Origin of the sequence: Micromonospora sp. NPDC048169 (assembly GCF_040652815.1) — a bacterium.
Lineage (GTDB): Bacteria > Actinomycetota > Actinomycetes > Mycobacteriales > Micromonosporaceae > Micromonospora.
This window is the reverse complement of sequence record NZ_JBEZMS010000024.1, coordinates 19,266-40,369: the sequence shown is the minus strand read 5'-3', so window position 1 is coordinate 40,369 and position 21,104 is coordinate 19,266. Positions and strand designations below refer to the sequence as shown.

The following is a 21,104-nucleotide window of genomic DNA, read 5'->3' as shown; positions in this document are numbered from 1 at the left end:
ACGCCGACTGCTGTGGTGCGTGGGGCCGCTCGGCGCTACGGTTCCGTGGAGACGCCGAACACTCCAGACGAACGGGGATGGAACGATAAACCCCATGAGAGCCCGGGTACTCGTGGTCGACGACGACCCCGCCCTCGCCGAGATGCTCGGCATCGTGCTGCGCAGCGAGGGCTTCGTGCCGTCCTTCGTCGCAGACGGCGAACGGGCGCTGGCCGCCTTCCGCGACAACCGACCGGACATCGTCCTGCTCGACCTGATGCTGCCGGGCATGAGCGGCATCGACGTGGCCCGCGCCATCCGGGGCGAGTCCGGCGTGCCGATCGTGATGCTGACCGCCAAGAGCGACACCGTCGACGTCGTGCTCGGGCTCGAGTCCGGCGCCGACGACTACGTGGTCAAGCCGTTCAAGCCCAAGGAGCTGGTGGCCCGGATGCGGGCCCGGCTCCGCCGGGGCGAGGACGTGGCGCCGGAGATGCTGACCATCGGCCCGCCCGGCAACCAGATCACCATCGACGTGCCGGCCCACACGGTCAGCCGCGACGGCGAGGAGGTGAAGCTGACGCCGCTGGAGTTCGACCTGCTTGTCGCGCTCGCCCGCAAACCGCGCCAGGTCTTCACCCGTGAGGTGCTGCTGGAGCAGGTCTGGGGCTACCGCCACGCGGCGGACACCCGCCTGGTCAACGTGCACGTGCAGCGGCTGCGCGCCAAGATCGAGCCGGATCCGGAGCGACCCGAAATCATCCTCACCGTGCGAGGCGTGGGCTACAAGGCGGGCACCGGATAGCCTGGTCAGCACTGTGTTGACCCCGCTACCCTCCGCGCCCCGCCGGCTACCCGCCGTGCGGGCGCTCTGGCTCGCCCTGACCGGCCGGGCCGCCCGGCTCGCGGCCGCGGTGCACCAGGCGTGGCGGCGGTCGCTCCAGGTCCGTGTCGTCACCATCACGCTCGTGGCGTCGAGCCTGCTGGTGGGCGGTTTCGCCTACCTGATCGCCGACAAGATCACCAGCATCCTGCTGGAGAACGCCGAGACCGACGTGCGACTGCGGCTGAGCAACGGCAGGGAGTACGCGGCCAAGCAGTTCAACCTCTACAGCCAGCCGCAGGAGGCGCAGCTCCAGAACACCATCGACGGCACGGTCAACTACCTGGCCGGCGGAGACCCGACCCAGACCAGCGGCGTGGTGGTGGCGATCACCGCCGACAACTTCGCCGAGTTCATCGAACCGCGAACCACGCCCGAGGTGCCCGTGGACGCGGTGATCGGTGACGAGCTGCGGGCCGCCGTCGCCTCCGGCAAGGTCGCCCACCAGATCCGTACCGGCTCGCTCGGCGGCGAGCGCACGAAATACCTCGTCTACGGTTCCCCGGTGCCGACCAAGTTCGGGCAGGTCGAGCTCTACTACCTCGTACCGCTGGCGCGGCAGGACGCGACGGCGGCCGACGCCCGGGCCACCGTGGTCGCCACCGGCGTCGCGCTGGTGCTCCTGCTCGGCCTGCTGGCCGCCCTGGTCACCCGCCTGGTGGTGACGCCGGTACGGGTGGCCGCGCGCACCGCGCAACGGCTCTCCGCCGGGCTGCTCGACCAGCGCATGGTGGTCTCCGGCGAGGACGACCTCGCCCTGCTGGCCGCCTCGTTCAACCAGATGGCGACGAACCTGCAACGGCAGATCCTCCGGCTGGAGGAGATGTCCCGCCTGCAACGCCGGTTCACCTCCGACGTCTCGCACGAGCTGCGGACGCCGCTGACCACGGTCCGGATGGCCGCCGACCTGATCTTCGCCGAGCGCGACGAGTTCGACCCGGCGGTGGCCCGCAGCGCCGAGCTGCTCCAGGCCGAGCTGGACCGGTTCGAGGAACTGCTCACCGACCTGCTGGAGATCAGCCGGTTCGACGCCGGTTTCGCGGTGCTGGACAGCGAGCCCACCGACCTGGTGCCGGTGGTGCACCGGGTGACCGAGCGGCTGGCCGGGCTGGCCGAGCGGGTCGGCGTGACCATCGAGCTGGACCTGCCGGACACTCCGGTGATCGCCGAGGTCGACCCGCGCCGCGTCGAGCGGGTGCTGCGCAACCTGGTCGGCAACGCGGTCGAGCACGGCGAGGCCAAGCCGGTACGGATCACCCTGGGCCAGGACCAGAGCGCGGTGGCGATCACCGTGCGGGACCACGGCGTCGGCCTCAAGCCGGGGGAGGAGAAGCTGGTGTTCAACCGCTTCTGGCGGGCCGACCCGTCGCGGGCCCGGCAGACCGGCGGCACCGGGCTGGGCCTGTCGATCAGCCTGGAGGACGCCCGCCTGCACGGCGGATGGCTGGAGGCGTGGGGAGCGCCGGGGCAGGGCGCGCAGTTCCGGCTCACCCTGCCGGCCCGCGCCGGGGACCGGCTCACCACCTCCCCGCTGCGGCTGGTGCCGGCCGACGCCACGGTGCCGTTCGGTGGCCCCCGTGACGGCGGCCTGCCCGCTGTCGGGCCCGGTGGCGTACCGGCACTGACCGCCGGACCGGCCGGCGGCGACCACGCGGAGGCGCGGCCGTGAACCGCCGCGTCCTGGCCCTGTTGCTGACCGGCGCGCTGCTGCCGGTCACGCTCGCCGGATGCGGCATCCCGGACGAGACCGACGTGCAGGTGAACGGTTCGGTGCCGGCCGCCGAGTCCGGGGTGTTCAACGGCAGCCCGGCCCGGCCGCCCGAACCGGCCGACAGCAACGAGCCGGTGCCGTTCATCGAGAACTACCTGCGGGCCGCCGCGGCCGGGGAACGCGACCAGGCGTACGCCCGGGCCCGGAAGTTCCTCGCCGAGGAGGCCCGCGACCTGCTTCCGGGCAAGCCGCAGACCAGCGAGATCGAGTTGACGGTGGTGCGGCTGCGGGAGAAGCCGGAGAGCACGCCGCCGAACAACCAGGGCACCAGCACCGTGACGCTCAAGGTGCAGCAGGTGGGCGTGCTGCGCGCCGACGGCACGCTCGGCCCGCCGGTGGCGAGCGAGACGCAGTACGTCTTCGAGCTGCGCCGCGCCGACCCCGGCACCGGCCTGCTGATCACCGACCTGCCGAACATCCTGCTGGCCAGCGACTCGGCGGTGCGCGAGTACTACCGCGCCCGCACCGTCTACTTCTGGAACACCGACCTGACCCGGCTGGTGCCGGACCAGCGCTACCTGCTCTCGACGGCGCCGACCGAGCGGCGCATCACCGAGGTGATGAAGTGGCTGGCCGACCGTCCGTCGGACTGGCTGGCCCCCGCCGTGACCGGGCTGCCGGACGGCACCCAGCTGATCAACAACGCGACCGGCGCGGACGGTCACTGGGAGATCAACCTCAACATGCCGGGCGCCAACGAACAGCGGCTGACCCGGCTCGGCACGCAGTTGGCGTGGTCGCTGTCGGACCTGGACGGCCAGGTCGACCTGAAGATCCAGAACCAGAAGCGGCTCACCGTCGACCTGCGGCGGGAACGCGTCTCGGTCACCGCCTATCCCCGCGGCGCGGATCCGATGCGGTACGCCGTCTACGACGGCGCCGTCCGTCCCCTCGGGTTCGGCAACGAGTCCCGGGCCGCCGCGCCGTTGCCGCCCGCGGAGAACCGCAACGTCGTCTCCGCGTCGCTCGCCCGCGCCGAGGACCAGGTGCTCGCCGCGCTCGTGGTGACCGGGCCGGACAACCGCAGGCGGCTCAAGGTGGGCACCGGCCCGGAACCGGTCGCGGTGTTCAGCCCCGGCGACCGGACGTTCCGGGCCATGAGCCGTCCCACCTGGCTGCGGTCGCTGAGCAAGACCCGCCCGGGCGGTCTGGTGGCGGCCGACGGCCGGCTCTACCGGTTCGACGGCGTGGGCCGGATGAGTGAGATCCCGCTGTCGGTACCCGGGCCGGTGACGGCTGTCGCCGGCTCACTCGACGGGCACCGGATCGTGCTGGCCTCCGGCGGCGCGGTCTTCGTCGCCGCGGTGAGCGTCGACGGTGGCGTGGTCAGCCTCGGACAGCCCCGCCGGGTCACCACGCTGCTCACCGGCGTGACGGTGGTGGACTGGGTGGCGGAGAACGAGCTGGCGCTGGCCGGCAACGAGGCGGACCGGCGTTCGGCGATCCATCAGCTCAGCGTCGACGGCGCCTGGGAGACCCCGCTGACGGTGGAGATCGGCGCACCGGTGACCCAGCTCGCCGGGTATCCGGGCGGCGGTGACCGTGGCCTGGCCGCGTTCTCGTTCATGTTCGAGACGGACGGCGCGGCCTGGCGGAACAACCCGTTCGACTACGTGAAGCGGGAGCAGGTGCTCGACGTTCCGGCGGGAAGCCGGGCGACAAACCCGACCGCGCCGTTCTTCCTCTACTGACCGCCCGTGCGTGACCTGGGCGGGCTCTGGTCGGACCTGACCGACCTCGTGCTGCCTGCCGGGTGCGCCGGTTGTGGCGCGACGTCGGTGCGGCTGCGGCACGGCTTCTGCTCCGGCTGCGTGCGCGAGCTGGAGTCGTTGCGTCCAGCACCGGCCCGGCCCGATCCGGCCCCGCCCGGCCTTCCGCCCTGCGTGGCGCTCGGCCCGTACGGCGGCGCGCTGCGCGAGGGGCTGCTGGCGTACAAGGAGAGGGGTCGGCACGGGCTGGCCCGGCCGCTGGGGGCGCTGCTGGCCGAGGTGGTCGCGGCGGCGGTGGGGCCGCCCGGCCCGGTGACGCTGGTGGCGGTCCCGGACACCGCCCGCGCGGCCCGGGCCCGCTACGGCGACCACCTCGACCGGTTGGTCCGGCCGGCGGCGGACCGGCTGCGCGCGGCCGGGTGGCCGGTACGGGTGCTGCGCCCGCTGCGCGCGCTGCCCCGGACCGACTCGGTGGAGCTGGACAGCGCCGGGCGGGCCGCCGCGGCCGAGGCCGCGTTCCGGCTGCGCCGTCCGCCGGGCGGACACCGGCCGGCCGGCACTGTCGTGCTGCTCGACGACATCGTCACCACCGGCGCCACGCTGGCGGTGGTGAGCCGGATGTTGCACCGCGCGGGAATGACGCCAAAGGCCGCGGCGGTGCTCGCCGCAACGCAAAAGCGGCACCATCGGTGACGCTTCGTGCATCCGTTTCACCCCTTGGTGTATGAGGTGTTAAATTCCGCGACCGCCTTCGGCAACCAGGGGTGACGGGTGGCCGAACAGGAGTTAGCGTTTCGGTGTCGGGGGTAGTGAGGATGCCAACCTTCCCCCGGCACTGGAAGGAGGCGTAGCCGAACAACACCGGTCGACGCCGAGCGGGCCCTCCCGGGTGCGTCGACCGGATGATCCGGACCGAACGACCGTCCGAACAAGGGAGGTCACGTGGACATCGTGGTCAAGGGCCGTAACGTCGAAGTGCCGGACCATTACCGGGTACACGTAGCCGAGAAGCTCGCGAAGATCGAACGCTACGACCAGAAGCTAATTCGCGTGGACGTCGAGTTGTTCCACGAGCGCAATCCACGCCAGGCGGACACCTGCCAGCGGGTGGAGATCACGTGCGTGACGCGCGGCCCGGTGATCCGGGCCGAGGCCTGCACGAACGACTTCTACAGCGCGCTCGACGCCGCCATCGCCAAGCTGGACACGCGCTTCCGCCGCGCGGCGGACCGCCGCCGGGTGCACCGGGGACGGCCGCCGATCTCAGTGGCCGCCGCGACCGCCGGGCTGCCGGTGGCCGACCTCGACGGGCCCGGTCTGGCGGCGCGCGACGGCCACGGCGCCGCCACCGCCGTCGCCGAGCGTCCCGACGAGGACCGTTACGCCGAATACGACGACCAGCCGTGGCACATCGCCCGGGCGAAGGTCCACCCCGCCGACCCGATGACCGTCGATGACGCGTTGTTCCAGATGGAACTGGTCGGCCACGACTTCTACCTGTTCCAGGACAAGGAGTCCGGCCGCCCGAGCGTGGTCTACCGGCGGCACGCGTACGACTACGGGATCATCCAGCTCGACACGTGACCCCTCGACCGGGCAGGACGGGCTCCGCACGGGGCCCGTCCTCAGCTCCCGTCGGTGGCCAACCGGCCGTAGACCACCGAGTCGACGCGGATGCCCTCCGGGCCGGGAAGCCGGCCGCGCAGCAGCCCCTCCCGCCGGAAGCCGGCCCGTTCCAGGACCCGCTGCGAGGCGACGTTGTCCGGCCGGGTACCGGCCCAGAGCCGGGCCACCCCGATGCCGAACGCCCATTCGGCGACAAGCCGGACGGTGCGGGCCGCCAGCCCGCGCCCGCGCGCCTCGGGCAGCAGGCTGTAGCCGAGCATGGCCTGCCCGGTGGCCGGCTCGTCGTAGAACAGCGCGCAGCCGCCGACGACAGTGCCGGTGGCCGCGTCGAGGATCGCCAGGTCGGCGGCCTCGCCCGCCAGCCAGCGGCTCGCCGCCAGCCGGCAGCGCCGCGCGAGCGCCGCGCGCTCCGGTGCCACCGGCGGCACCCGGTTGGCCACCACCTCCAGCAGCGTGTGCAGCCGGTACAGCGTGTCGGTGTCCGCCGGCTCCACCGGGCGCAGTGTCACGACGCCGTCGGTGAGCCGGCCGTCCGGCAGGTCCGGCAGCAGCCGGGCGACCGGCCCGGGCGGGTCGTCGGCCAGCCGCACCCAGGCGATCAGATCCTGGCGTACGCCGTCGCCGTCCGCCCCCGCCGCCCGGCGTACGCCCTCGTGCCGGTAACCGCAGGCGAGCGCGATGCGCTGGCTCGCCACGTTCTCCGTCCGGGTGAGCAGTTCCAGCCGGGCCGCCCCGGCGGTGAACGCCCGCTCGGTCAGCAGCCGGGTGGCGGCGGTGGCCACGCCCCGGCCGCGCGCCGCCGGTCCCACCCAGTAGCCGATCTCGTACGTGGCCCGCTCCGCGCTGAGCCGGGTCAGCCCGATGCTGCCGAGCAGCCGGTCGGTCGCCGGGTCGGCGATCGTGTACGCGGCGCCGCCCGCCGCCCACGCCGCCGGTGCCCCCTCGGTGATCCACCACCGGGCGGCGTCGGCGTCGTACGGGTCGGGCAGCAGGGGCATGAACCGGCGGATCTCCGGATCCGCGCAACCGGCCACCATGTCCGGTACGTCCGCGAGGTGGCACTGCCGCAGCCGTACGCCGTACCCCTCGGTCGTCTCCGGCGTCACGCCAGGTCGCCCGGCAGGAGGCCGCCGATCCACACGTCCTGCCGCTCGCCGCGGTGCTGGACGCCGCCGCGCAGCGTGCCCTCGACGGTGAAGCCGGCCTTCTCGGCGGCCCGCCGGGAGGCGGTGTTGCCGACGTTCGCGCGCCACTCGATCCGGGCCAGGCCGAGCGTGGTGAAGCCCCAGGCGCACACCGCGGCGAGCGCGGCCGGCAGGTAGCCCCGGCCGCGCGCGTGCGGCGCGGTCATGTAACCCACGTCGGCCACCAGCGGGTCTCCGGCCATGATGCGCAGGTCGATCGACGCGACGTAGCGGTCGTCCGGGTCGGCCACGGCGAACGTCACCGCGGTGCCCCGCGCCCAGGCCGGGCGCACCACGTCGCGCAGGAAGCCCTCGGCGTGCTCCGGCCGGTACGGGTGCGGCACCGTGGTCCAGTGGACGGTCTGCTCGTCCTGACAGGTGCGCGTCACCTCGGGCAGGTCGCGTTCCTCCAGCGCGCGCAGCCGCAGCTCGGTGTTCCCGGCGGTGGCGAACAGGACCGGCTGCGGCCGGCCGAAGACGGCGGCCCGGCGAGCCTGGAGCGTGTCCGGGCCGTAGGGGATCGGCTCGCCCGCCGCGGCGACCTCGCCGGGGAGCAGCGAGCCGATCCAGCCCTCGGCCCGCCCGCCGGGGCTGGGATGTGCCAGCCGCAGCTCACCGTCGATCCGGAAGCCGGCGCGCAGCGCGACCAGCCGGGAGGCGTGGTTGCCGATCTCGGCCTGCCAGGTGAGCCGGCGCAGCTTGAGCGCGTCGAACGCCCAGCGGGCCAGCGCGCGGGTGGCGCGGACCGCGACGCCCCGGCCCCGGGCCCACGGCGCGGTCCAGTAGCCGACCTCCGCCGACTCCAGCGCGCGGTCGACGGAGACCAGGCCGATCGAGGCGAACAGCTCACCGGTGCCGGCGTCGCAGACCGCGAACTGCGCGGCGGTGCCCTCGGCCCAGGCGGTGGCGCTGATCGTGGTGACGAACTCGGTCGCGTGCTCCGGGAGGTACGGGCGAGGTACGGTGGTCCAGCGCTGGATGTCCGGATCCTGGCAGGCGCGGTGCACCGCGTCGGCGTCCTCGGCGCGCCACGGGCGCAGCAGCAGGCCGTCCTCGATGATCTCCACAGGCTCCATTCGAGCCATCGTGCCGGATCGTTCGCGCACGGCGTAACCCGATTAGCGGCCGGTGGCGCACGGTGGCGGCGTTATGTCGGTTTCCGGAGTCCGGACCGCCGCCACCAGTGACCATCGTCGCGTCGGAGCGCCTACGATGGTTCGAGACCGTCTAGGGGAGCGTTGATCCGTGTCGATTCTGGAAAAGGTCCTTCGCGCCGGCGAAGGCCGCATGGTGCGTCGGCTGAAGGCCATCGCGGCCGCCGTCAACTCGATCGAGGACGACTACGTCAACCTCAGTGACGACGAGCTGCGCGGCATGACCGACCAGTTCAAGGAGCGCCTCGAGGACGGCGAGACCCTCGACGACCTGCTGCCCGAGGCGTTCGCGGTGTGCCGGGAGGCCGCCTCGCGGGTGCTCGGCCAGCGCCCCTACGACGTCCAGGTGATGGGTGGCGCGGCGCTGCACTTCGGCAACATCGCCGAGATGAAGACCGGTGAGGGCAAGACGCTGACCTCGGTCATGCCGGTCTACCTGAACGCGCTCGCCGGCAAGGGCGTGCACGTGATCACCGTGAACGACTACCTGGCGGAGCGCGACGCCGCCTGGATGGGCCGGGTGCACGAGTTCCTCGGCCTGAGCGTCGGCGTGGTGCTGCCCAACCGGCCCGCCACCGAGCACCGCGCGGCCTACGAGTGCGACATCACCTACGGCACGAACAACGAGTTCGGCTTCGACTACCTGCGCGACAACATGGCCTGGTCGAAGGAGGAACTGGTCCAGCGCGGCCACTTCTTCGCCGTGGTCGACGAGGTCGACTCGATCCTGATCGACGAAGCGCGTACCCCGCTGATCATCTCCGGCCCGGCCGAGCACTCCGCCCGGTGGTACCAGGAGTTCTCCGCCGTGGTGGCCCGGCTCCAGCCCGGCACCGACGGCGAGGGCGACTACGAGGTCGACTACGCCAAGCGGACCATCGCCATCACCGAGCGCGGCGTGGCCAAGGTGGAGGACCGCCTGGGCATCGACAACCTCTACGAGTCGGTGAACACCCCGCTGGTCGGCTACCTGAACAACGCCATCAAGGCCAAGGAGCTCTACAAGCGCGACAAGGACTACATCGTCAACGACGGCGAGGTCCTGATCGTCGACGAGTTCACCGGCCGCATCCTGCACGGCCGTCGCTACAACGAGGGCATGCACCAGGCGATCGAGGCCAAGGAGGGTGTGGAGATTAAGCAGGAGAACCAGACGCTGGCCACCATCACCCTCCAGAACTACTTCCGCCTCTACGAGAAGCTCTCCGGCATGACCGGTACCGCCCAGACCGAGGCGGGCGAGTTCAACAAGGTCTACAAGGTCGGCGTCGTGACCATCCCGACGCACCGGCCGATGGTCCGGCTCGACCGGCCCGACGTCATCTACAAGACCGAGAAGGCCAAGTTCAACGCCGTCGTCGAGGACATCGCCGAGCGGCACGAGCAGGGCCAGCCGGTGCTGGTCGGCACCGTCTCGGTGGAGAACTCCGAGATCCTGTCGCACATGCTGCGCCGCCGCGGCATCCCGCACTCGGTGCTGAACGCGAAGTTCCACGCCAAGGAGGCGGAGATCGTCGCGCAGGCCGGGCGCAAGGGCGCGGTCACCGTCGCGACGAACATGGCCGGCCGCGGCACCGACATCCTGCTCGGCGGCAACCCCGAGTTCCTCGCCGCGAACGAGCTGCGCCAGCGCGGGCTCGACCCGGTCGAGCAGCCGGAGGAGTACGCCAAGGCGATGGAGGAGATCCTCCCGACCTGGAAGCAGGCGTGCGACGTCGAGGCGGAGGAGGTCGCCGCCGCCGGTGGGCTCTACGTGCTGGGCACCGAGCGGCACGAGTCCCGCCGGATCGACAACCAGCTGCGCGGTCGTGCCGGCCGCCAGGGCGACCCGGGCGAGTCCCGCTTCTACCTGTCGCTGCAGGACGAGCTGATGAAGCGCTTCCGGGCCGGCGCGGTCGAGGCGGTGATGGACCGCTTCAACATCCCCGAGGACGTGCCCATCGAGTCGAAGATGGTCACCCGGCAGATCAAGAGCGCCCAGGCCCAGATCGAGGGCCAGAACGCCGAGATCCGCAAGAACGTCCTCAAGTACGACGAGGTGCTGAACAAGCAGCGCCAGGTGATCTACGCCGAGCGCCTCCGGGTGCTCAACGGCGAGGACCTGTCCGACCAGGTCCGCAACATGATCGACGACGTGGTGACCGCGTACGTGGTCGGCGCGACGAGCGACGGCTACGCCGAGGACTGGGACCTCGAACAGCTCTGGTCCAGCCTCAAGCAGCTCTACCCGGTCGGCATCACCATCGACGAGCTGGAGGAGGAGCTCGGCTCCCGCTCCGGCATCGACCAGGACTTCCTGCTCGCCCGCCTCAAGGAGGACGCGCACGCCGCGTACGACAGGCGTGAGGAGAGCCTCGGCGAGGAGGCGGTCCGCCAGCTGGAGCGGATGGTCCTGCTCCAGGTGATCGACCGCAAGTGGCGCGAGCACCTCTACGAGATGGACTACCTCCAGGAGGGCATCAGCCTCCGGGCGTACGCCCAGCGCGACCCGGTCATCGAGTACCAGCGCGAGGGCTTCGACATGTTCGCCACCATGATGGACGGCATCAAGGAGGAGACTGTCGGCTTCCTCTACAACCTGGACGTCCAGGTCGAGGAGGCGGAGCCGGATGCCGAGGAGGTGCAGCTGCTGGAGAAGCCGGTGGAGATCCGGGCGAAGGGTCTCAACCGCGCGCCGCAGCAGCAGGGCCTGCAATACTCCGCGCCCGCCGTGGACGGCGAGGCCGGCCGGGGCGCCCCGGTGATCGAGCGGCCCGAGCAGCAGGCGCCGGCCCTCGGCATCGGCCAGCAGTCCTCGGAGCGCCCGGCCGCCGCCACGCCGCGCCGTGCTCCGGCCGGGGCGAGCGGCCAGGCTGTGGCCGCCAGCACCGCCCGGCGGGCCGCTCCCGGCCAGGTCGACGGCGGCGAGGGCCCGTCCCGTAACGCGCCCTGCCCGTGTGGCTCGGGCCGCAAGTACAAGCGCTGCCACGGCTCGCCAAACGGCGGCAACTGACCCCGAACGCGCGCCCCGACGGGCCCCGGCCTTCCGGCCGGGGCCCGTCGTCGTCCTCCGGCCCGTCCTCCCGTCCTCCCGTCCGTCCTCCCGTCCTCCCTGGGCCGATCTTGCAGTTGCGGCCCCTGTTGTGACCGATTCATGCCGACATGGGGGTCCGAAAGTGCAAGATCGCGGGATTTGGTGGGGTGGCGCGGGCCGGAGATCCTGGTTGTTGCACTGACCTCTCGTTAGGCGAGATTGGCGTTCCGCCTAGTGGAAGCGGCGGAGATCTTGGTAGGAAAGGGCCCCTATGGGGGCCGTTTGGTACCAAGATCTCGCCGGGAGCCGGGAGCCGGGAGCCGGGAGCCGGGAGCCGGGAGCCGGGAGCCGGGAGCCGGTTGGCTACGCCCGCTCACAGGTCGACGCGGGTGGCCGCGGCGCGTCGAGTCAGGTCGGAGAGGCGACGGCCGGGCTCAAAGGACGTCCAGCACCTGGCACAGCCAGGTGCCTCGGCGGCGTTCCAGGCGTATCGCGACCGCCCAGCTCGCGCCGCCGGCCCCGGCGAACACGGCGGTGGCCTCGACCGCGCCCGCGCGGGGCTCGCAGACCCGCAGACGCCGCAGCAGCAACGCCGGTCGGGCGGTACGGCGGCGCACCGGCGTGACCCGGCGGGCCGCGCGGGTCAGCTCGACCGACACCGGACCGGCCGCCTCGGGCACGCAGAGCGGCCGGAGCTGGCCGGGCGGCCGGAAGCCGTTCACGATCTCCAGGAAGGTGCGCACGAACAGGTGCGCGGCCCGCGCTCCCTCGGGCGTGGCGGAGGCGAGGGCTGTTGCGGGCGTGCCGGACCAGCGTGGCCACGCTGCTGCCGGGTCGGGGGCGCGGCCGGGCGGGCGCGCGGTGGCACGGGGGCGCGGGCCGGCCAGGTCGAGTGTGAGCTGCCCGGCGGGACTCCAGAGCGGTTCCTCGTCGGTGCAGGGTGGATCGAGCGGCGGGGCGGGCCGGAGACGGACCGGCGGGCGGGGTGCGCGGGGACGGCGGGTGTCGACCATCTCAAATCCTTGCGTTTGCCTTCGTTTGCCTCCGACAGGCTCTCATCTTCCCGGACTCGTGCGACCGCCGTCAATGGCGCACGGTTGGCGGGCGGTCACTCCTCGTCGCGCTCGCCGAGCGGGTTGCCGCGCACCCATTCGGCGGTCTCGGCGTACTTGCGCTCGATGTATTCCTCCAGCCGGGCGCGCTCGACCCGCCACTGGCCCCGGCCACCGATCTTGATCGCGGGCAGCTCGCCGCTGCGGACCATGTGGTAGACCTGCGAGTCCGAGACGTTCAGCTCGGCGGCGACGTCGGACAGCAGCAGGAACCTCGACTCCACGGTGACTCCCGGGGTTGGTTTCGTTTGCTTCAGTTTGCCATCACTGAGTGACACGGCCATGTGCCCGTTCGGGAGACACACCGGCGGGAGACTTCACCCGCGCGGGTGCCGGGTGTATGACGGTCTCGGCGTACGGCATGATCGGCGCCCGGAGCCGGCGTCCGCCGGCGATCGGCCTGAGTGTGGGAGTGACCGGTGACCGACGAGCTTGTCCGGGTGTACCTGCCGGCGACTGTCCCCATGCTCGCCCGGCTGCGCGACGAGGGGCTGAGCGCCGAGGCGGCGCACGCAGTGACCCCGGAGCTGCGCGAGTGGTACGCCGAGGGCGACGAGGAGGAACTGGAGTACGTGGCCTTCACCCGGGCCGCCCAGGACGCGCTGCTCCTGCTCCGGCACGATCCCGCCGCGCCCCGGCGACGGGTGGTGGTCTCGGCCGACCTGCCCGCCCGGGCGGTCGGCCGGGTCGTCGGCGACCTGGGATCGAGCGTGGTCCGGCCGGCCGGGCCGGTGCCCGTGAAGTCGGTGGCCGCGCTGCACGTGGACGGCGCTGACGCGGTCGAGGACGTGGCGGCCGCCGTCGACGTGGTGGTGGAGGCCCAGGCCGGCGACCCGGACGCCCAGTTCACAGTCGACGGCGCCGAGGACCACGAACTGGAGTGGTACGACGTGACCGAGCTGGACCTGCTGCTGCGCGAAGCGGGCTGACGGCGCGGCGGTTCAGGCCGCCGGCTCGTCCTCGTCGTCCACCGGACGCGGGCCGAGCGTGCGCCCGAAGACGATGAGCGTGGTCAGCGCGCCCACGAAGAGCACCCAGATGCCGTTGTCCACCCGCGAGGTGCCCAGCGCGGTCTGCGCCACTTCGTCGGCCTCGCTGAGCGCGGCGGCCAGGTCGAGCAGCCCGCGCCCGCCGATCCGGATGATCACCTCGGTGAGCAGCAGGAGCAGGCCCGCGCCGGCGCCGGCGATCAGGTACGCCGGCCAGCGCAGCGGCGACGCCGCGCCGTCGCGGCGCTCCGCCCGGCGCCGGGACCAGGTGAGATAGAGGTACGCGGCCAGCCCGGCGAGCAGCCCGGCGAGCAACGACTCGGTACGCGAGACCCACTTCGCGGCGTCCAGCACCGACTGCTGCGTCTCCCCGGCGCCGAACAGGTCGGAGAGCGGGTCGCGGGCACGGCTGAACAGCACCACGAAGATCTGCGCGGTGAGCGTCGCGACGGTGATCGCCCCCACCACCCGGGCCTGGCGCGCACCGGCCATCGCCCCGCCGATGATCGCGGCTGCCGCCGTGGTGCCGGCGATGGTGTTCGTGGTGGCGTTGTCCGCGTACGTCAGGTTGATCGCCACGGCGGCGACGAGCCCGACCAGGAGGCCGGCGCCGACGGCGGCCAGGAAGCGGAGCGTGGCGCGGCCCAGCCGGTTGGTCGCGAGCAGGGCCACTGTGGCGCCGGTGACCAGCGCGGCGGTGATGACGCCGGGCAGCGCGTACGCGGAGAGGCTGATCGCGGTGACGCCGGCAGCTGTCGAGTGGATCGCCTCCCGGGTGGACCAGAGCATGGCGGCCAGCCACCCGATCGAGACCAGGGCGAGCACGAGCGCGCCCGGGGCGAACTCCGGACGCCCGGCCGCGACGACCTCGTCCGTGTTCGCCTCGCCGACCGACGGCTCGACGGCCTCGGGCTGATCCGTCTCGGCGGCCGTGGAGCTGCCGGGCTGGTTGCTCATCGTCTTCCCTTCGACGGTCGCCGGATCTCCCCGCGCCGGGCCGGGCAGGTCACCGGTCATCCAGCGTACGCGGCGTGCCGCCGCTCCTCGGGCGGGCCGGGCGCGGCAGGCGCCAGAACCGATCACGCCGAAGGATCAACGACGTGTCGTCCCGTACTCCGATGTTTCGTCGGTCGTGGGTGGGCGGCGGCCGAAGGTCCGGAGACAGCCGGCTTGTCCGGTGTGCCGGGGAGGCGCGGCCCGCGGGCGCGTCTCGTGACAGAATCGGGGGCAGGTCCCGCCGCCGCCTCACCCCGCGGTGTCCGGCGTCCGGCCGCCCGGCCGGGGCCCGCGGGTCCGGTTTCGCCGCCGTCGTCGAGATCGCCAGGAGCTGTGATGGACGCCGTGTTCTCCGTACCCGAGCCCCTCAACGAGCCGGTACACACCTACGAGCCCGGCAGCGCCGACCGGGAGCGGCTCCAGCGGAGGCTGGCCGAACTGGCCGCCGAGCGGATCGAGCTGCCGATGACTATCGCCGGTGAGCGGCGGATGGCCGGCGGCGCGTCGATCGACGTGGTGCAGCCGCACAAGCACGCGCACGTCCTCGGCGTCACCGGGCACGCCACCCACGACGACGCCCGCGCCGCGGTCCGGGCCGCGAAGGACGCCGCGCCGATGTGGCGCGCGCTGCCGTTCGAGGAGCGGGCCGCGGTCTTCCTGCGCGCCGCCGACCTGCTGGCCGGCCCCTGGCGGGACACGCTCAACGCGGCCACCATGCTCGGCCAGTCCAAGACGGCCGTCCAGGCCGAGATCGACTCGGCCTGCGAGCTGATCGACTTCCTCCGGTTCAACGTGCACTTCGCCCGGCGGCTCCTGGCCGAGCAGCCGCTGTCCTCGCCCGGGGTCTGGAACCGCCTCGACCACCGGCCGCTGGAGGGCTTCGTCTACGCGATCACCCCGTTCAACTTCACCGCGATCGCCGGCAACCTGCCGTCCGCGCCGGCCATGCTCGGCAACACGGTGGTCTGGAAGCCGTCCCCGACGCAGCAGTTCGCGGCGCACTTCACCATGCGCCTGTTCGAGGCCGCCGGCCTGCCGCCCGGTGTGATCAACATGGTCACCGGGCGCGGCGAGGAGGTCTCCGAGGTGGTGCTCGCCGACCCGGACCTCGCCGGCATCCACTTCACCGGCTCGACGAAGGTGTTCCAGCACCTGTGGAAGACCGTCGGCGACAACATCGCCCGCTACCGGGGCTACCCCCGGCTGGTCGGCGAGACCGGCGGCAAGGACTTCGTGGTCGCGCACACCAGCGCCGACGTGGACGCGCTGCACACCGCGCTGATCCGGGGCGCCTACGAATACCAGGGCCAGAAGTGCTCGGCCGCCTCCCGGGCGTACGTCCCGCGGTCGCTCTGGGAGGGCGGGCTGCGCGACCGGCTCGCCGCCACCGCCGACTCGCTGACCTACGGCGACGTGACCGACTTCAGCAACTTCGGCGGCGCGGTGATCGACGACAAGGCGTTCGGCCGGCACACCGCCGCGCTGGAGCTGATCAAGGGCGACGACTCCTGCCGGATCCTGGCCGGCGGCACCGCCGACGACTCGGTCGGCTACTTCGTCCGTCCGACGCTGTTCGAGTGCTCCGACGCCGCGCACGAGACGTTCACCACCGAGTACTTCGGGCCGATCCTCGGCGTGCACGTCTTCGACGACGCCCGCTTCGACGAGGTGGTCGCCCAGGCCGAGTCGATCGCGCCGTACGCGCTGACCGGGTCGATCTTCGCGACCGACCGCCGGGTAATCGACCAGGTGGCGGAGAAGATGCGGTACGCGGCGGGCAACTTCTACATCAACGACAAGCCGACCGGCGCGGTCGTCGGGCAGCAGCCGTTCGGCGGCGCCCGGGCCAGCGGCACCAACGACAAGGCGGGTTCCTGGCACAACCTGGTCCGCTGGATGTCGCCCCGGACGATCAAGGAGACGTTCGTCCCGGCGACCGATCACGTCTACCCGCACATGGGCTGAGGCGCTCGAAGAGGGCCCGTCCCGGCCGGGGCGGGCCCTCTTCCTCATCCGACAGTGCACATCGGACCCGTCATCGGGTGCCGAAATGAGCAAATCCTGGACGCCGGAGCCGACAAAGTGGCAGCTTAGAGGGCATGGCGGAATCCGGAGTCAACCCGACGGCAGCAGCTCTGCTCGGTCTGCTGCACGACGGCCCGATGACTGGCGGCCAGTTGATGGCCGCCGCTGAGCGCCGTCTGGCGCCGTACTGGTCGATGACCCGCAGCCAGGTCTACCGGGAGCTGCCGGTCCTGGCCGAGAAGGGTCTGGTGCGGCTCGGCAAGCCCGGGCCGCGGATGAGCCAGCCGTACGCGCTGACGGCGGCCGGAAAACGGACATTCTCCCGCTGGCTCGCGGAGAATCCCGGCAAGGACACGATCCGTAACCCGATAGCGCTACGGATCGCGTTCGGCGGCCTGCACTCGGCGAGCCAGCTCAAGAACCTGTACGCCACGGCGAACGAGTACCACACCGAGGCGCTGGCGGCGGTGCGGGAGCAGGTCAAGAACGCCAAGAAGGAAGGCGACAGCTACGACGCCAGCGCGCTGGAGTTCGCCGTCGCCTACCACAAGGCGGCGCTGTCCTGGCTGAAGACCGCGCCCGTCGGCTGACCACCTGGGGCGCACTCGCTGGAGTGGGCAGCGCAGACTTTTCGCGCGTGACTGCGGGGCTCGCAGGCTCACTCCTCGCACGCGCCGGTAGTCTTGTCTGTCGTGACCGCTGCCGATTACGCCGAACAGCTCAAGGATCTCGACGCCACGCTGCGCAACATCGAGGCCGTGCTCGACCTCGACAAGCTGCGCGAGCAGAAGGCCCGGCTGGAGCAGGAGGCCTCCGCGCCCGACCTCTGGGACGACCAGGCCAAGGCGCAGCAGGTGACGTCGCAGCTGTCGTACGTCAACGGCGAGATCACCAAGCTGGGTGACCTGCGCTCCCGGCTCGACGACGCCGGCGTGCTGCTGGAGCTGGCCCAGGCCGAGGACGACCCGGGTGTGCTGACCGAGGTCGAGTCGGAGATCACCGGGCTGACCAAGGCCATCCAGGAGATGGAGGTCCGCACGCTGCTCTCCGGCGAGTACGACTCGCGGGAGGCGCTCGTCGCGATCCGGGCCGGCGCCGGTGGCGTGGACGCCGCCGACTTCGCCGAGATGCTGCTGCGGATGTACCTGCGCTGGGCCGAGCGGCACGGCTACCCGACCGAGGTCTACGAGACCTCGTACGCCGAGGAGGCGGGCCTCAAGTCGGCCACGTTCACGGTGAAGGTGCCCTACGCCTACGGCACGCTGAGCGTGGAGTCCGGCACGCACCGGCTGGTGCGGATCAGCCCGTTCGACAACCAGGGCCGCCGGCAGACCAGCTTCGCCGGGGTCGAGGTGCTGCCGGTCACCGAGCAGACCGACCACATCGACATCCCGGAGAACGAGGTCCGGGTGGACGTCTACCGGTCGTCCGGGCCGGGTGGGCAGAGCGTCAACACCACCGACTCGGCGGTGCGGCTGACCCACATCCCCACCGGCATCGTGGTGACCTGCCAGAACGAGAAGTCCCAGCTGCAGAACAAGGCCTCCGCGATGCGGGTGCTCCAGTCCCGCCTGCTGGAGCGCAAGCGGCAGGAGGAGGAGGAGAAGCTGGCCGGCCTGAAGACCGGCAGCACCAGCTCCTGGGGCGACCAGATGCGCTCGTACGTCCTACACCCGTATCAGATGGTGAAGGATCTGCGTACCGAACAGGAGACGGGCAATCCGTCCTCGGTCTTCGACGGTGACCTGGACAGCTTCATCGAGGCGGGAATCCGCTGGCGGAAGCAGCAGCAGCTCACCGCTGACGGTGCGTGATCACGTTTGGACGCAGCGCGTCATCGATCTCGTGTTGACCGGGTAAATCGATGACGCGCACCGCTTCGGCGGGGCGTGGGGCTTGGCTCTGCGGTTACACCGCGTAGACTACCGACCCGTGATTCAGCTTGAGCAAGTGACGAAGACGTACCCGAAGGCGTCCCGGCCTTCGCTCGACAACGTGTCCGTCTCGATCGAGAAGGGCGAGTTCGTCTTCTTCATCGGTCCATCCGGCTCCGGCAAGTCCACCATCATCAAGTTGCTGCTGCACGAGGTCACGCCCAACAAGGGCCGGGTCGTCGTCAACGGCAAGGACGTCACCTCGATGCGTTCCTGGAAGCGACCCCACTTCCGGCGTTCCATCGGCTGCGTCTTCCAGGACTTCCGGTTGCTGCCGAACCGCACCGCGTACGAGAACGTGGCGTTCGCGCTGGAGGTGATCGGTAAGACGAAGGCGGTCGCCCGCCGGGTCGTGCCGGAGGTGCTGGAGCTGGTCGGTCTCGGCGGCAAGGAGCACCGCTACCCGCACGAGCTGTCCGGTGGTGAGCAGCAGCGTGTCGCGGTGGCCCGGGCGTTCGTCAACCGGCCGCTGATCCTGCTGGCCGACGAGCCGACCGGAAACCTGGACCCGGACACCTCGATCGAGATCATGCGCCTGCTGGACCGGATCAACCGCACCGGCACGACCGTCGTGATGGTCACGCACGACTCCAACATCGTGAACCAGATGCGGCGCCGGGTCATCGAGATCGAGAGCGGCCGCATCGTGCGCGACCAGGCCCGGGGCGTCTACGGCTGAGCCGGCCGACGTTCCGTAGACCCTGACGACGAAACCTCACGCCGGAGAGCCGGAGGATATCCCGATGCGGATGAAGTACGTCCTGTCCGAAGTACTGGTCGGGCTGTGGCGCAACGTCACGATGACCATCGCCATGATCATCACAATGGCGGTGTCGCTGTTCATGCTGGGCGGCAGCGGCCTTCTCTACCAGAAGGTCGGCGACATGAAGGACCTCTACTACGAGAACGTCGAGGTCTCGATCTTCCTGAAGACCGATGCCACCAAGGAACAGGTCGACGCGCTGGGCCAGCAGCTCGGCCAGGACCCGCTGGTCAAGGACTCGACGTACGTCAACAAGGAGCAGGCGTACGAGCGCTTCCAGCAGATGTACGCCGACGCCCCGGACCTGGTCAGCGCCGTCAAGCCGGACCAGCTTCCCGAGTCGTACCGGGTCAAGCTGAACGATCCGGAGCAGTACAAGGAGATCTACGACAAGTACAAGGCCACCGAGGGCATCGACACGATCGTCGACCAGAGCAAGCTGCTCGACAAGGTCTTCGGCGTGCTGAGCGGCTTCCAGAACGGAGCGCTCGCGATCGCCACGGTGATGGCCATCGCCGCCCTGCTGCTCGTCGCGAACACCATCCAGGTCGCCGCGTACAGCAAGCGGCGTGAGGTGGCGGTCATGAAGCTGGTCGGCGCGTCGAACTGGTTCATCCAGGCGCCGTTCGTGCTGGAGGCGGTGGTGGCCGGTCTGTTCGGCTCCATCCTCGGCCTGCTCGCGTTGATCGGGGTGAAGGTGGTGGCGGCCGGCAGCTCGATGGCCGCACTGGAGGGCCTGATCACCCCGATCTCCTGGTCCGAGATCTTCCTGACCTTCCCGCTGATGGCCGCCGTCGGTGGCGTGGTCAGCGCGGTCACCGCCTGGGTCACGCTCCGCTTCTACCTGCGGGTCTAGTCACCTCCTGCGGCTCGACGAGGGCCCTTCCGCGCCGGAATAAACCGCGCGGGAGGGCCCTTGTGGTTCCGGTAGCATGATCTCCGCTCGCCGGCCGGTGGCCGGTGAGTCGATCGGGAAGGGGGTGGCGCCGATGCCACGGGAAAAGGGTCGGAAGGTGGTCGCCTCCAACAAGAAGGCACGCCACGACTACGCCATCCTCGACACGTACGAGGCGGGCATGGCGCTCACCGGTACCGAGGTGAAGTCGCTGCGGGCGGGGCGGGCGTCGCTCGTGGACGCGTTCGCCCAGGAGCGGGACGGCGAGATCTACCTGCACGCCATGCACATCCCGGAGTACGCCCAGGGCACCTGGACCAACCACGAGCCCCGGCGCACCCGCAAGCTGCTGCTCAACCGGCTGGAGATCGACCGGCTGCTGGGCAAGCTCAAGGAGAGCGGCCTGACGCTGGTGCCGTTGCAGGTCTACTTCTCCGACGGCTGGGCCAAGGTGGAGATCGGCCTGGCCCGGGGTAAGAAGTCGTACGACAAGCGCCAGGACCTGGCCAAGCGGGACGCCGCCAAGGAGATCGCCCGGGCGGTGGGCCGGCGCGGCAAGGGCATGGCTGAGTGATACGTCCGGTTCGTCCGGCTGCCCGCGTCCAGTGGGCCTCGGGATGAATCCGGTTGCGCCAGGCGTTACGCTTGGTGTGCTGCCGACAGGGGCAGCGCTTCGAGGGGGTGACTGGTTTCGACTTCGTACGCAGCGACAGGGGAAGCGAGCCGAGGAAGCCGACGTCGTCTCGAGAATCGGTCGTCGGAAACCAATAAGCGCCAAGAACAATCGCGCTGACTTCGCTCTCGCCGCCTGAGGCGAGTAGCAAGTCTGTCGGCCTGGGAGCGCCTTCGACCCAGTTAGCCGGCATCAGCTAGAAGGCTGGCCAATCGGACCCGGTCGCGGGGTCCGTGCGGCGAGATCAATCAGCGACTGGGCCCGTCACACCAACTTGCTCGCGTGAGCGGTGGGGCCGAGTAGAGGCATAGCGAGCTGCGCTCGGAGAAGCCCTGACAAACCGGCGAAGGACCCGGGTTCGATTCCCGGCACCTCCACTACACGGCCTGTGCGCCCCG

General features: G+C 71.3%; 18 protein-coding genes and 1 other RNA gene. 14 read left to right on the top strand and 5 right to left on the bottom strand.

The features are described from left to right. Positions 1 to 94: 94 nt before the first annotated feature. The 5 genes from mtrA (at position 95) to raiA (ending at position 5,926) form a co-directional block, all read left to right on the top strand. Positions 95 to 784, top strand: a complete 690-nt coding sequence (mtrA, locus tag AB0D28_RS20455) for an MtrAB system response regulator MtrA (protein ID WP_013284210.1) — start codon at positions 95 to 97, stop codon at positions 782 to 784. A gap of 13 nt (positions 785 to 797) precedes the next feature. After that, on the top strand, positions 798 to 2,531 hold the full coding sequence (gene mtrB / locus AB0D28_RS20450; protein ID WP_357387902.1) for an MtrAB system histidine kinase MtrB: 1,734 nt from the start codon (positions 798 to 800) through the stop codon (positions 2,529 to 2,531). After that, positions 2,528 to 4,324 carry a hypothetical protein gene (locus tag AB0D28_RS20445; RefSeq protein WP_357387900.1) on the top strand — a complete coding sequence of 599 codons (1,797 nt, stop codon included), beginning with the start codon at positions 2,528 to 2,530 and terminating at the stop codon, positions 4,322 to 4,324. The genes mtrB and AB0D28_RS20445 overlap by 4 nt, the downstream gene beginning before the upstream one ends. A gap of 6 nt (positions 4,325 to 4,330) precedes the next feature. Then, on the top strand, positions 4,331 to 5,035 hold the full coding sequence (locus tag AB0D28_RS20440) for a ComF family protein (protein WP_357387898.1): 705 nt from the start codon (positions 4,331 to 4,333) through the stop codon (positions 5,033 to 5,035). 249 nt (positions 5,036 to 5,284) lie between these two features. Continuing rightward, a complete protein-coding gene (raiA, locus tag AB0D28_RS20435; protein ID WP_357387897.1) occupies positions 5,285 to 5,926 on the top strand; it encodes a ribosome-associated translation inhibitor RaiA in 642 nt (213 codons plus the stop codon). A gap of 41 nt (positions 5,927 to 5,967) precedes the next feature. Here the strand turns inward: raiA and AB0D28_RS20430 are convergent, their stop codons facing one another. Then, entirely contained in the window at positions 5,968 to 7,074 is a 1,107-nt protein-coding gene (locus tag AB0D28_RS20430) for a GNAT family N-acetyltransferase (RefSeq protein WP_357387895.1), read from the bottom strand. Then, positions 7,071 to 8,228 (bottom strand): GNAT family N-acetyltransferase, encoded by a 1,158-nt coding sequence (locus AB0D28_RS20425; protein WP_357387893.1) that lies wholly within the window; start codon positions 8,226 to 8,228, stop codon positions 7,071 to 7,073. Before AB0D28_RS20425 ends, AB0D28_RS20430 begins: the two co-directional genes overlap by 4 nt. A gap of 169 nt (positions 8,229 to 8,397) precedes the next feature. Between AB0D28_RS20425 and secA the strand changes: the two genes are divergently transcribed. Then, complete coding sequence (gene secA, locus AB0D28_RS20420) at positions 8,398 to 11,298, top strand: preprotein translocase subunit SecA (RefSeq protein ID WP_357387891.1); 2,901 nt, start codon at positions 8,398 to 8,400, stop codon at positions 11,296 to 11,298. A gap of 455 nt (positions 11,299 to 11,753) precedes the next feature. On the opposite strand, the gene AB0D28_RS20415 is transcribed toward secA, so the two are convergent. Beyond that, positions 11,754 to 12,332, bottom strand: a complete 579-nt coding sequence (locus AB0D28_RS20415) for an Rv3235 family protein (protein ID WP_357387889.1) — start codon at positions 12,330 to 12,332, stop codon at positions 11,754 to 11,756. A 95-nt stretch (positions 12,333 to 12,427) separates the two neighbouring features. Beyond that, a complete protein-coding gene (locus AB0D28_RS20410) occupies positions 12,428 to 12,655 on the bottom strand; it encodes a helix-turn-helix domain-containing protein (protein ID WP_013474124.1) in 228 nt (75 codons plus the stop codon). A 195-nt stretch (positions 12,656 to 12,850) separates the two neighbouring features. Here AB0D28_RS20410 and AB0D28_RS20405 point away from each other — a divergent pair, with 195 nt between their 5' ends. Then, complete coding sequence (locus tag AB0D28_RS20405) at positions 12,851 to 13,360, top strand: hypothetical protein (protein ID WP_357387886.1); 510 nt, start codon at positions 12,851 to 12,853, stop codon at positions 13,358 to 13,360. 12 nt (positions 13,361 to 13,372) lie between these two features. On the opposite strand, the gene AB0D28_RS20400 is transcribed toward AB0D28_RS20405, so the two are convergent. Then, complete coding sequence (locus tag AB0D28_RS20400; protein WP_357387984.1) at positions 13,373 to 14,377, bottom strand: hypothetical protein; 1,005 nt, start codon at positions 14,375 to 14,377, stop codon at positions 13,373 to 13,375. A gap of 375 nt (positions 14,378 to 14,752) precedes the next feature. Between AB0D28_RS20400 and pruA the strand changes: the two genes are divergently transcribed. From pruA to ssrA, 7 genes are all read left to right on the top strand, one after another. Beyond that, positions 14,753 to 16,381, top strand: coding sequence for an L-glutamate gamma-semialdehyde dehydrogenase (gene pruA / locus AB0D28_RS20395; protein WP_357387884.1), 1,629 nt, complete (start codon positions 14,753 to 14,755; stop codon positions 16,379 to 16,381). 134 nt (positions 16,382 to 16,515) lie between these two features. Beyond that, the gene (locus AB0D28_RS20390; RefSeq protein ID WP_354865139.1) at positions 16,516 to 17,031 is read left to right on the top strand and encodes a PadR family transcriptional regulator; all 516 of its coding nucleotides are present in this window, start codon (positions 16,516 to 16,518) and stop codon (positions 17,029 to 17,031) included. A gap of 102 nt (positions 17,032 to 17,133) precedes the next feature. Beyond that, positions 17,134 to 18,255 carry a peptide chain release factor 2 gene (prfB, locus tag AB0D28_RS20385; protein ID WP_357387882.1) on the top strand — a complete coding sequence of 374 codons (1,122 nt, stop codon included), beginning with the start codon at positions 17,134 to 17,136 and terminating at the stop codon, positions 18,253 to 18,255. A 118-nt stretch (positions 18,256 to 18,373) separates the two neighbouring features. Continuing rightward, positions 18,374 to 19,054 (top strand): cell division ATP-binding protein FtsE, encoded by a 681-nt coding sequence (gene ftsE / locus AB0D28_RS20380; protein WP_013284225.1) that lies wholly within the window; start codon positions 18,374 to 18,376, stop codon positions 19,052 to 19,054. 64 nt (positions 19,055 to 19,118) lie between these two features. Beyond that, positions 19,119 to 19,994, top strand: coding sequence for a permease-like cell division protein FtsX (gene ftsX, locus AB0D28_RS20375; protein ID WP_357387880.1), 876 nt, complete (start codon positions 19,119 to 19,121; stop codon positions 19,992 to 19,994). 133 nt (positions 19,995 to 20,127) lie between these two features. Further along, the gene (gene smpB, locus AB0D28_RS20370; RefSeq protein ID WP_116511188.1) at positions 20,128 to 20,607 is read left to right on the top strand and encodes an SsrA-binding protein SmpB; all 480 of its coding nucleotides are present in this window, start codon (positions 20,128 to 20,130) and stop codon (positions 20,605 to 20,607) included. A 103-nt stretch (positions 20,608 to 20,710) separates the two neighbouring features. Continuing rightward, positions 20,711 to 21,086: a transfer-messenger RNA gene (ssrA, locus tag AB0D28_RS20365) on the top strand. The last annotated feature ends 18 nt before the right edge of the window (positions 21,087 to 21,104 follow it).

What these genes read in the sequence shown, in the direction of transcription:
- AB0D28_RS20425 (WP_357387893.1), bottom strand. Translation starts at nt 8,228, where the DNA reads ATGGAGCCTGTGGAGATCATCGAGGACGGCCTGCTGCTGCGCCCGTGG.
- smpB (WP_116511188.1), top strand. Translation starts at nt 20,128, where the DNA reads ATGCCACGGGAAAAGGGTCGGAAGGTGGTCGCCTCCAACAAGAAGGCA.
- ftsX (WP_357387880.1), top strand. Translation starts at nt 19,119, where the DNA reads ATGCGGATGAAGTACGTCCTGTCCGAAGTACTGGTCGGGCTGTGGCGC.
- mtrA (WP_013284210.1), top strand. Translation starts at nt 95, where the DNA reads ATGAGAGCCCGGGTACTCGTGGTCGACGACGACCCCGCCCTCGCCGAG.
- AB0D28_RS20415 (WP_357387889.1), bottom strand. Translation starts at nt 12,332, where the DNA reads ATGGTCGACACCCGCCGTCCCCGCGCACCCCGCCCGCCGGTCCGTCTC.
- AB0D28_RS20390 (WP_354865139.1), top strand. Translation starts at nt 16,516, where the DNA reads ATGGCGGAATCCGGAGTCAACCCGACGGCAGCAGCTCTGCTCGGTCTG.
- pruA (WP_357387884.1), top strand. Translation starts at nt 14,753, where the DNA reads ATGGACGCCGTGTTCTCCGTACCCGAGCCCCTCAACGAGCCGGTACAC.
- AB0D28_RS20400 (WP_357387984.1), bottom strand. Translation starts at nt 14,377, where the DNA reads ATGAGCAACCAGCCCGGCAGCTCCACGGCCGCCGAGACGGATCAGCCC.